This is a genomic window from bacterium (genome assembly GCA_030685015.1).
Lineage (GTDB): Bacteria > CAIWAD01 > CAIWAD01 > CAIWAD01 > CAIWAD01 > CAIWAD01.
Genome location: JAUXWS010000016.1, coordinates 1 through 8,549, shown reverse-complemented (window position 1 = coordinate 8,549; position 8,549 = coordinate 1). Strand labels below are relative to the sequence as shown.

At 67.1% G+C, this 8,549-nt stretch carries 9 protein-coding genes; 5 read left to right on the top strand and 4 right to left on the bottom strand.

Annotated elements, in window-relative coordinates; all coding sequences use genetic code 11:
• Nucleotides 1-163: 163 nt before the first annotated feature.
• Entirely contained in the window at nt 164-652 is a 489-nt protein-coding gene (locus Q8O14_01520; protein MDP2359420.1) for a hypothetical protein, read from the top strand.
• A 325-nt stretch (nt 653-977) separates the two neighbouring features.
• A complete protein-coding gene (locus tag Q8O14_01515; protein ID MDP2359419.1) occupies nt 978-1,424 on the top strand; it encodes a hypothetical protein in 447 nt (148 codons plus the stop codon).
• Nucleotides 1,425-1,497: 73 nt separating this feature from the next.
• On the opposite strand, the gene Q8O14_01510 is transcribed toward Q8O14_01515, so the two are convergent.
• The 4 genes from Q8O14_01510 to ppk1 form a co-directional block, all read right to left on the bottom strand.
• Nucleotides 1,498-1,848 carry a diacylglycerol kinase gene (locus Q8O14_01510; GenBank protein MDP2359418.1) on the bottom strand — a complete coding sequence of 117 codons (351 nt, stop codon included), beginning with the start codon at nt 1,846-1,848 and terminating at the stop codon, nt 1,498-1,500.
• Nucleotides 1,848-2,660, bottom strand: coding sequence for a UDP-2,3-diacylglucosamine diphosphatase (locus Q8O14_01505; GenBank protein ID MDP2359417.1), 813 nt, complete (start codon nt 2,658-2,660; stop codon nt 1,848-1,850). The genes Q8O14_01510 and Q8O14_01505 overlap by 1 nt, the downstream gene beginning before the upstream one ends.
• Before the next feature lie 77 nt (nt 2,661-2,737).
• Nucleotides 2,738-3,655 carry an exopolyphosphatase gene (locus tag Q8O14_01500; GenBank protein MDP2359416.1) on the bottom strand — a complete coding sequence of 306 codons (918 nt, stop codon included), beginning with the start codon at nt 3,653-3,655 and terminating at the stop codon, nt 2,738-2,740.
• Complete coding sequence (ppk1, locus tag Q8O14_01495; protein ID MDP2359415.1) at nt 3,652-5,739, bottom strand: polyphosphate kinase 1; 2,088 nt, start codon at nt 5,737-5,739, stop codon at nt 3,652-3,654. Before ppk1 ends, Q8O14_01500 begins: the two co-directional genes overlap by 4 nt.
• Nucleotides 5,740-6,074: 335 nt before the next feature.
• Here ppk1 and Q8O14_01490 point away from each other — a divergent pair, with 335 nt between their 5' ends.
• The 3 genes from Q8O14_01490 to Q8O14_01480 are packed head-to-tail and all read left to right on the top strand — an operon-like array spanning nt 6,075 to nt 8,348.
• Entirely contained in the window at nt 6,075-6,464 is a 390-nt protein-coding gene (locus Q8O14_01490) for a GntR family transcriptional regulator (GenBank protein ID MDP2359414.1), read from the top strand.
• Complete coding sequence (locus Q8O14_01485; protein MDP2359413.1) at nt 6,457-7,314, top strand: ABC transporter ATP-binding protein; 858 nt, start codon at nt 6,457-6,459, stop codon at nt 7,312-7,314. The genes Q8O14_01490 and Q8O14_01485 overlap by 8 nt, the downstream gene beginning before the upstream one ends.
• Nucleotides 7,314-8,348, top strand: coding sequence for a hypothetical protein (locus tag Q8O14_01480; protein ID MDP2359412.1), 1,035 nt, complete (start codon nt 7,314-7,316; stop codon nt 8,346-8,348). The genes Q8O14_01485 and Q8O14_01480 overlap by 1 nt, the downstream gene beginning before the upstream one ends.
• Nucleotides 8,349-8,549 lie beyond the last annotated feature (201 nt).

Sequence of the window (8,549 nt, the reverse complement as noted above, 5' to 3'; positions counted from 1 at the left end):
GGAAGCAGGGGCTCCACTCGGCTCCAGAAGGCATCCGACAATTCCCAGCTCGCCAATCGCGACATGGCTGACTCCTCCAGTTGTGATGGAGGAAGCTGGCTCAACGGAATCGAAATGTCAACCTATTTACGGATAAGCTCTAAGTTGTTCAACTAGATTTGTTGTGTTGAGAGATGTGCCAGATCACCCGACCTTTGTAGTTATACCTGGGTCAGTATCTGGAGAGAACTTTGAGTTTGCGAATAAGGTGACAGAAGTATTAGTATCGTGTGGAGTCAAAATAATAGATAGACCTGCCATGTTAAGCAATTTTACAGAAAGCACTGGTACTGGATCTGGGATGACTTTGGGGAGTGTTAGTGCATCAGGTGGTCAGAGTGCACAGGTGCTTGGATTCGGAAGTGCCAGTTCAAGGGGTGAGACCGCAACGCAGACTGTTGATGTTGTAGACCTCTACAATCAGACCCAAGCTGATTACATTGTAGTAGTGTTTTCTAGAGGTTCATGGGTTAAAATTGTACAAAAAGACACAAATCAGGTTGTTTACGGAGGTTCATTGACTATGATAAACGATAGCTGGAATGGTTCTGGAAGAAATTATGGGAGAAAGGAATTCTTGGGAATATTGAAATCCATGGGGGTTGGCATTTAAATGCAGAAACGATAATACTATCTATTTCTGTCAGGGAGTATGCTGTTCAAGATAAAGTAAAAGGAAAATCAATTTACCCGCAGGTGCCTTGGTAAAATGCTCAGATGTGTCGAGCTGGGCACAGGATGGTGTTCACCGAATCGCCCAATGGGCCTCTGAAGTAGATGCGGCCCGGGTACTCATCGGATTTCATGTGCCGATGATCGGCTCCGCGTCTTCAGTTTCATCAGCATCTGATCGGCCCTGATTGGAATGTCGCTGTTGTGCGGGAGGATGGCCTGGCCATGGAGACAAATGCCCACTACGGTGCCACCTTGCGCGCCCGTTGGCCCATCCCCTGGCCCAGGAATGGCAGGCAAGCTTTCCCGACCTCTTCGACGCGGACGATCTGCGCCTGGCCCACGCCCAGCCAAACAAGCATTTCCACGAATGGCTGGCCGCCATCCACCTCTCCCACCGGGAGGGAGCCCTGTCCCTGGTGGAGAAGTACGGCTACAAGCGCCACGAGCGAAAATCCCGGCGCCTGGCCGGGATCCTGGGTCCGGAAGGCGCGGCCTTCGTGCAGGCCCTCCGCCCCCAGCACGGAGTCCAGCCGCCCGACTTGTTCGTCTACATCCCGGGCACGCCGCGCTTCTGGTTCGCCGAGGTCAAGGGGCCGGGGGATACTCTTCGACCCAGGCAGCGGGCAAGTCACATCCTGCTGATGGAGCGCTTCGGCGTGGACATCGAACTCATCACGCTGTGCAAGGTTGCCCCCACCGCCGGCACATGAGCGTCCCGCCCCAACCTCCGGGGCCTCTGCGGATCTGTGTTTCACTGACCGAGGCGGAAGTTGTCGTCAAGTCTCAGCCCAGCAGCACCAGCCACCACACCAGCGCCGCCACGAGCATGGCCAGCAGCACGGCGGCGCTGCCCAGGTCCTTGGCGCGGCCGGAAAGCGGGTGGAAGGCGGGATCGATCCGCTCCACCAGGACCTCCACCGCCGTGTTGAGCAGCTCGACCAGCGGGACGAGCAGCCAGCTGGCGGCGAGCAAGGCGCGTTCGACGCCATTCTCACCCAGCCAGCAGGCCAGGGGGAGGAGGATGGCGCTCAGCCAGACCTCGTCGCGGAAGGAGGCCTCGCTGCGCCAGGCGGCGGCCAGGCCCTGGCGGGAGTAGCCAAAGGCGGCCCGCAGGCGGCGGGGCGGGAAGGCCATCAGGCGGCCGCCCGCCCGTCGGCCGCCCGGCTGCCGACAGCTTCCGGCAGGAAGGGCAGGCTCCTGCTCTCCACCGCCTCCGACCGGAGCAGGATGAGCCGGCCGTCCGGCGTCTCCGCCGCGGCGCTGCAGTTGTCCACCCAATCGCCGCAGTTGAGATAGAGCGTGCCGTCCACCTCCCGCAGCTCCGGGTGGTGGTTGTGCCCGCACACCACGCCGTCGTAGCCGGCCGCCGCGGCCCGGCGCGCCATGTCCTCGGCGAAACGCTCGTAGTAGTGGCCCACGCGCTTGATGCGGCCGCGCAGCAGGCGGCTTAGGTTCTCACCCTCGGCGAAAAGGGGGCGGGTGGCGGCGCTGGCCAGGGTGAGCAGGCCGTAGCCCTTGTCCACCAGCCAATGCAGGGGCTTGTTGTCCAGCAGGCGCAGATAGCCGTGGTGCTGGTCGCCGTGGGTGATCCACAGCCGGCGGCCGTCCAGCAAGCGATGCTCGGCCTCCGACGCGATGCGGATCCTGCCCAGGCGCGGTTCCGCCTGCAGGTCGAGGAACTGGCGCAGCAGCTCGTCGTGGTTGCCGGGGATGTAGACCAGCTCGGTGCCGTGCTTGGCCTTGCCCAGCAGGGTGCGCACAATGTTGACATGGAGCTGGGGGAACCACAGCCCGGCGCTGCGGAAGCGCCAGAGGTCAAGCAGGTCGCCGGCCAGGTAGATGCGCTCCGCGTTGTGGGCCTGGAGGAAGGCGAGCAGGGGCTCGGCCTGGCAGGCCCGCGTGCCCAGGTGCAGGTCGGACAGGAAGATGGCGCGATGGTCGGGCATGAGGCCTCCCCTTTCGCCCCAAGGTGCTGGCTCTCTGTTATGGTCTCGTGTGGAAGGCGGGTGCGGCCCGACCCACTTCAAGCACCTGGCCCGGCCCACTCCTGCCAGGCCTCGCGCACCAAGGCGTCGGCCAGACCCAGGCGGGGCGCCAGCATGATCCGCGCGCTGGCCGCCTCCATGCAGGCCAGATAGATGCGCAGAGCGTGGGGGAAGACGTCGGCGCGGTCGGGGCGCAGACCCAGGCGCAGCACGCGCTCCTCGACGGTGAGGGGCGCCACTTTGTCCAGCATGCGGCGGAATTGGCCGGCGGAGATGGGCTCCGTCTCGTCCTGCTTGAGCAGGCTGGCCAGCTTGTTGACATTGCCGCCGCTACCCACGCAGACGGGGTTCAGGTGGGCGCAGGCCTCGGCCAGCCAGCGCGCCAGGTCGGCCCAGACGCGGGGATCCTCCTCGCCGGCCAACAGCCGCACCGTGCCCAGGGGCCAAGAGCGGCTGGCCCGCACCGCTCCCCCGTGCAAAAGGGTGGTTTCGGTGGAGCCGCCGCCCACGTCCACATAGAGATAGGCCTCGCTCTCGGGATGCCAGTCCTGGGGCTGGTTGCGCAGGAGCAGCTCCGCCTCGCGGCGGCCGCTGATGATCTCCAGCTCCAGGCCCGCTTCCCGGCGGATGCGCGCCAGGATCTCGCTCCCGTTCTCCACGCTGCGCAGGGCGGCCGTGGCGCAGGCCCGCCAGGCCACGGGGCGCCAGGCTTCCAGCAGAAGGCGGAAGGCGAGGATGGATTGCACCAGGCGCTCCACCGTGTCCGCCTCCAGGCGGTGCCCGACGAAAGCCTCCGTCCCCAGGCGCAGGGGCATGCGGATGAGGCTGGCCTTGCGGAAGACGGGCTTGCCCTTCTCTTCCAGCACCTGGGAGAAGAGCAGGCGCAGGGCGTTGGAGCCCACGTCCACGGCGGCCAGGCGCAGGCCGGATTCCGTCGCCCCAGGAGGCCGGCTCAAACCGCCTCCCCGCCCAGGCCATGGAGCTCGCGGTTGAGGCGGGCGATCTCCTCCTGCACACGCGGGCGGGTGGCGGCGGGGTCGCGCCGGACGTTGCCTTGCCGGTCGTCCAGCAGGCGGGCCGAGGCGCGATCCTCCCAGTGGAGGTCCAGCACACGCTCCAGGTAGGCGCGGATGCCGGGATCGTAGATGGGAACCATCGCCTCGATGCGGCGGTCGAGATTGCGCGGAAGAAGGTCGCCGCTGCCCAGGTAGAAGAGCGGTCGCGTCTGCTGGTGGAAGCGGAAGACGCGGCTGTGCTCCAGGTAACGGTCGATCACGGCCATGGCCTGCACAGGCCGGCCCCCTTTCGGCCAGCCGGGCTTCATGGCGAACATGCCGCGCACGTTGAGGCGAAGCTCCACCCCGGCGGCGGCGGCCTCGTAGAGGCGGTCGATGACACGGTGGTCGGCCAGGTTGTTCAACTTGAGGTCGATGCGCGCCGGCCGGCCGGCGGCGGCCCGGGAGATCTCTCCCTTGATCAGGTCGTCAATGCGGTCCCGCGTCGTCCAGGGGCTGACCAGCAGGTGCTGGAAGTGGACCTGCAGGTAGCTCCGGCGGAAGTAGGCGAAGAGCTGCGCCACCTCGCGCGTGATGCGGCGGTCGGTGGTGAGCAGGAGCATGTCCTCGAAGATGGAGGCTGTATCCTCGTTGAAGTTGCCTGTGCCCACCCCGGCGTAGAGGCCGCCCTCGCGACCCTCCTGGCGCTCGATGAGCAGGAGCTTGGCGTGCACTTTGAGGCCGGGCACGCCGAAGATCACCTCCACCCCCTCGTCGCGCAGCTGCTCGGCCCAGTTGATGTTGGCCTCCTCGTCGAAGCGGGCCTGCAATTCCACCACCACCGTCACCTGCTTGCCGTTGCGCCGCGCCGAGACCAGGGCGCGCACGACGTCTGAAGCGCGCGCCACCCGGTACAAGGTCATGCGGATGGCCGTCACCTTGGGATCGAGGGCCGCCTCGCGCAGCAGATCGACGAACTGGCTGAAGGGATTGTAGGGGACGTGGAGCAGCAGATCCCGGCGGCGCAGGGAGGCCAGCATGGAGGCGTCGGCGGGCAACCCGCGGTGCGGCGTGACCAGGGCGGGCGGGTACTGCAGGCGTGGGCCGCTGATGTCCGGGAAGCGCAGGAAATCGCTCCGCTTGTGGATGCGGCCGCCGGGCAACAGGGTGTCGCGCCGGCTGATGCCCAGCTTGGCCACCAGCAGGTCGAGCAGCTCGCGGGGCATGGCGGCGTCATAGAGGAGGCGCACGGGAGCACCGCGCGCCCGCTTCTTGAGGCTGACGGCCAGCTTGGCGCTGAAACTCAGCCCCACGTCGTCCTCCACGTCCAGCTCGGCGTCGCGGGTCAGTTTGAAGGCCCAGGCCTCCTGGCGGTCCAGCTGGAACTGGGCGAAGATCTCGCCCAGCATGAGGCGCACCATGTCGTCCAGGAGGAGGATGTCCCGCCGCCGACCGCCAACCGGCAGCACCAGGAAGCGGGGCAGATCGGCGGGCAGATCGATGAGGGCGTGGCGCTCCCGACGCCGGTCCTGGCTGTCCGACAATCGCACAGCCAGATAGACGTTGCGTTCGTTGAGGTCGGCCAGCCGCTCGCGGCGGCCCAGGAGGACGGGGCTCAACTCGGCCCGCACGTGGCGGCGGAAATGATCGCGCACGTGGGCCGCCTGCCGCTCATCCAGCGCGGCGGGATAGGCCAGGCGGATGCCCGCCTGCTCCAGGCGCTCCAGGACGGTGCGGAAGACCTCGTCGTATTCCCGGTTGTGCCCGATGACGCGCTGGCGCACCTGCTCCAGCACGTGGTTGGCGTCGTGTCCGATGAGCTTGACGGCCCGTGGTCCCAGCCGGGCCAGCCGCTTGAGCGAGGCCACCCGCACGCGGAAGAACTCGTCCAGGTTGTTGGAGGCGATGCCCAGGAAGCGCAGGCGCTCCACCAGCGGCACGCGCGGGTCGGCGGCCTCCTGGAGCACGCGCTGGTTGAAGGCCAACCAGCTCAGTTCCTTGGGAATGAAGCGGGTGCTGTCGGAGCTTTTCTTCATGGTGTTCATCCAGCGCTCCTGCCAAGAAAGGGTTTGACCGGGACATTCCACCACTATCCGGACCGCAGGCGGCCTGGAACAGGGATGGGCCCAGCCCCTCCAGACAAGCGGCATTGGCCGGAAGGTCGCGGGCGGAAGGAGTGAAGGATGTGTTAGGGCGGCGTGTGGAGAGCGGTGCGTGGGGGTCCAAGCCAAAGTCACCCAAAGGGATGTCTTCGGGACCGAGGTCGACGGGTCCTGTGGCGCCGGGCGGGGAAATCTTGCGCCCGACCCTTGACAATATGGTCTCCGTTTGCGTGGTTTAGCGGTGTAGTTCGATACAACACTAAAACGATGAGTGAGCGATGCCGCAAGCGTGGAACGACCGGGACCCCATCTTCCTGCAGATCCGCGACCGCATCGTGCGCCTGATCCTGGGGGGCACGCTGAAGCCCGAGGAGCAGTTGCCTTCGGTGCGGCAGGTGGCGGCGGAGGTGGCGGTCAATCCCATCACAGTGATGAAGGCCTACCAGCTCCTGGCCGACGAGGGGGTGCTGGAGAAGAGGAGGGGACTGGGCATGTTCATCCGGGAGGGCGCCTGGCAGCGCCTGATGGAGCAGGAGCGGCGGCGCTTCCTGGAGACGGAGTGGCCGCAGATCCGCCAGCGCATCCAGGCGCTGGGCCTGTCGGTGGAGGAGCTGACCGCCGGCCTTCCGGCGCCGCCAGCCAACCAGGGAGGGCCGGACCATGACTGAGCTGGTGCGGGCGCGCGGCCTGGGCAAGCGCTACGGGCGGGTCCAGGCGCTGAGCGAGGTGGATCTCAGCCTGCCGGCGGGGCGCATCGTGGGCTTGATCGGGCCCAACGGGGCGGGCAAGTCCACCCTGCTCAAGTGCATCCTGGGCCTGCTGCGCTTCGACGGGGAGCTGAGCGTGCTGGGGCTGGACCCCCACCGGGACCGGGCGCGGCTGCTGGAGCAGCTCTCCTACATCGCCGACGTGGCCACCCTGCCCGACTGGATCCGCGTGGACCAATTGCTGGCCTACTGCGCCGGCGTGCATCCGCGCTTCCACCGGGAGAAGGCGGAGGCCTTCCTGGCGCGGACGGAGATCCGGCCGTCCTTCAAAGTGGCGCGGCTATCCAAGGGCATGAAGACCCAGCTCCACCTGGCCCTGGTCATGGCCATCGACGCCCGCTTGCTTGTGCTGGACGAGCCGACCCTGGGCCTCGACATCCTCTACCGCAAGGCCTTCCACAGCAGCCTGGTGACGGACTTCATCGACGAGTCGCGCACCATCCTCATCAGCACGCACCAGGTGGAGGAGGTGGAGCACATCCTCACCGACCTGCTTTTCATCAACCGCGGGCGCATCGTCCTGTCGCTGGCCATGGACGAGCTGCCCGCCCGCTTCGTCCGCCTCAGCTGCGCGCCGGCGGACGCGCCCGCCGCCCGCGCCCTGGGGCCGCTGCGCGAGGAGGCCCTCTTCGGCCAGCACCATTTCCTCTACGACGGCGTGGCGCGGGAGCGGCTGGAGCCCCTGGGCGAGCTGCGCACCCCCGGCGTGGCCGATCTTTTCGTGGCGATGATGGAAGGAGGGAGATCCTGATGGACGCGACACACCTGCCGGGCGAAAGCCGCCCCATCACCCGCGCCGCGCGGCTGGGCATGCTGATCCGCCGCGAGAGCTGGGAACACCGCGTGCTCTGGTTGATGCCCCTCATCCTGGTGGGCCTGGTCCTGGTCGGCAGCCTGCTGGCCCTCGTCGCCCCCGGGCGGATCAACGCCAACCTGCAGTCCCACCACGAGGAACCCATCATCATCAACGGGGAGGACGCCGACCTGCAGCACCTCTTCCCCGGCCTGCAGGGCACGGGCATCCAGGTGGAGCTGGGCGAGGTGACAGTGGGCAACCTGCTCCATTTCTTCGACCGGCTGCCGGAGAGAGTGCGCGGGCAGGTCCTCTTCCTTGGACTGACGGGCGCCACCCGCTCGCTGTTGCTGCCCCTGGGCCTGCTGGCGGCCGTCCTGGCCCTGGGCGTCCTGCGCCGGGAGTCGCGCGACCGCAGCATCTACTTCTTCAAATCCATGCCCGTGACCGAGCTGGAGATGATCGCGGCCAAGGCCCTCGTGCTGGTGCCCGGCCTGCTCCTGCTGATGGCCGCCACCGTGGTGGCCTCCCACCTCGTCATGCTGGGCGTCGCCTCCCTGGCCGCCCTCTTCGCCGGGCTCAATCCCATTGCCCTGCTGTGGGCGCCGGCGCCCTTGGGCCAGGTGTGGGGTCACCTGCTGCTGGGCTTGGCCGTGGACTTCCTCCTCTTTCTACCGGTGGTCGGCCTGCTTTTCGCCCTCAACGCTTGGCACCCGGCCCGCCGGCCGGCGGCGGGGCTCGCCGTGCTGGCCTTGGTCGTGCTGGACAAGATCTACCTGACGGGGGGCGGCCTCCTCCAGTGGCTGGGTCGCCATCTGCCTCCGCCCGGCTGGGTCCTGCGCGGCCCGCGTGGCGATGTCTTCACCGAGATGGCCAAGTGGGACCAGCCGCGGCCCGCCGTCGGCAACCTGGATCTGTGGAGTGGCGTGCTGCTGGGGCTGCTGCTCCTGGGCCTGGCCGCCTGGCTGCTGCGCTGGCGCGAGGAGCGCTGAGCGGGCCTCGGCCGCACGATGGATGGGTCCAGGCGGACTGACGGTGAGATGGTGGTTGTCCACAGGGGGCGGCAAGCCTTGCCGAGGTGTCCGACCATGGGTCGGACACCTGTTCGCAGAAGCAGACACTCCCCGGCCACCTCTCCACATGGGGCAACAGCTCGCCCGCCCGGCGCGACACCCGCCCGCCGGCAAGTTCTC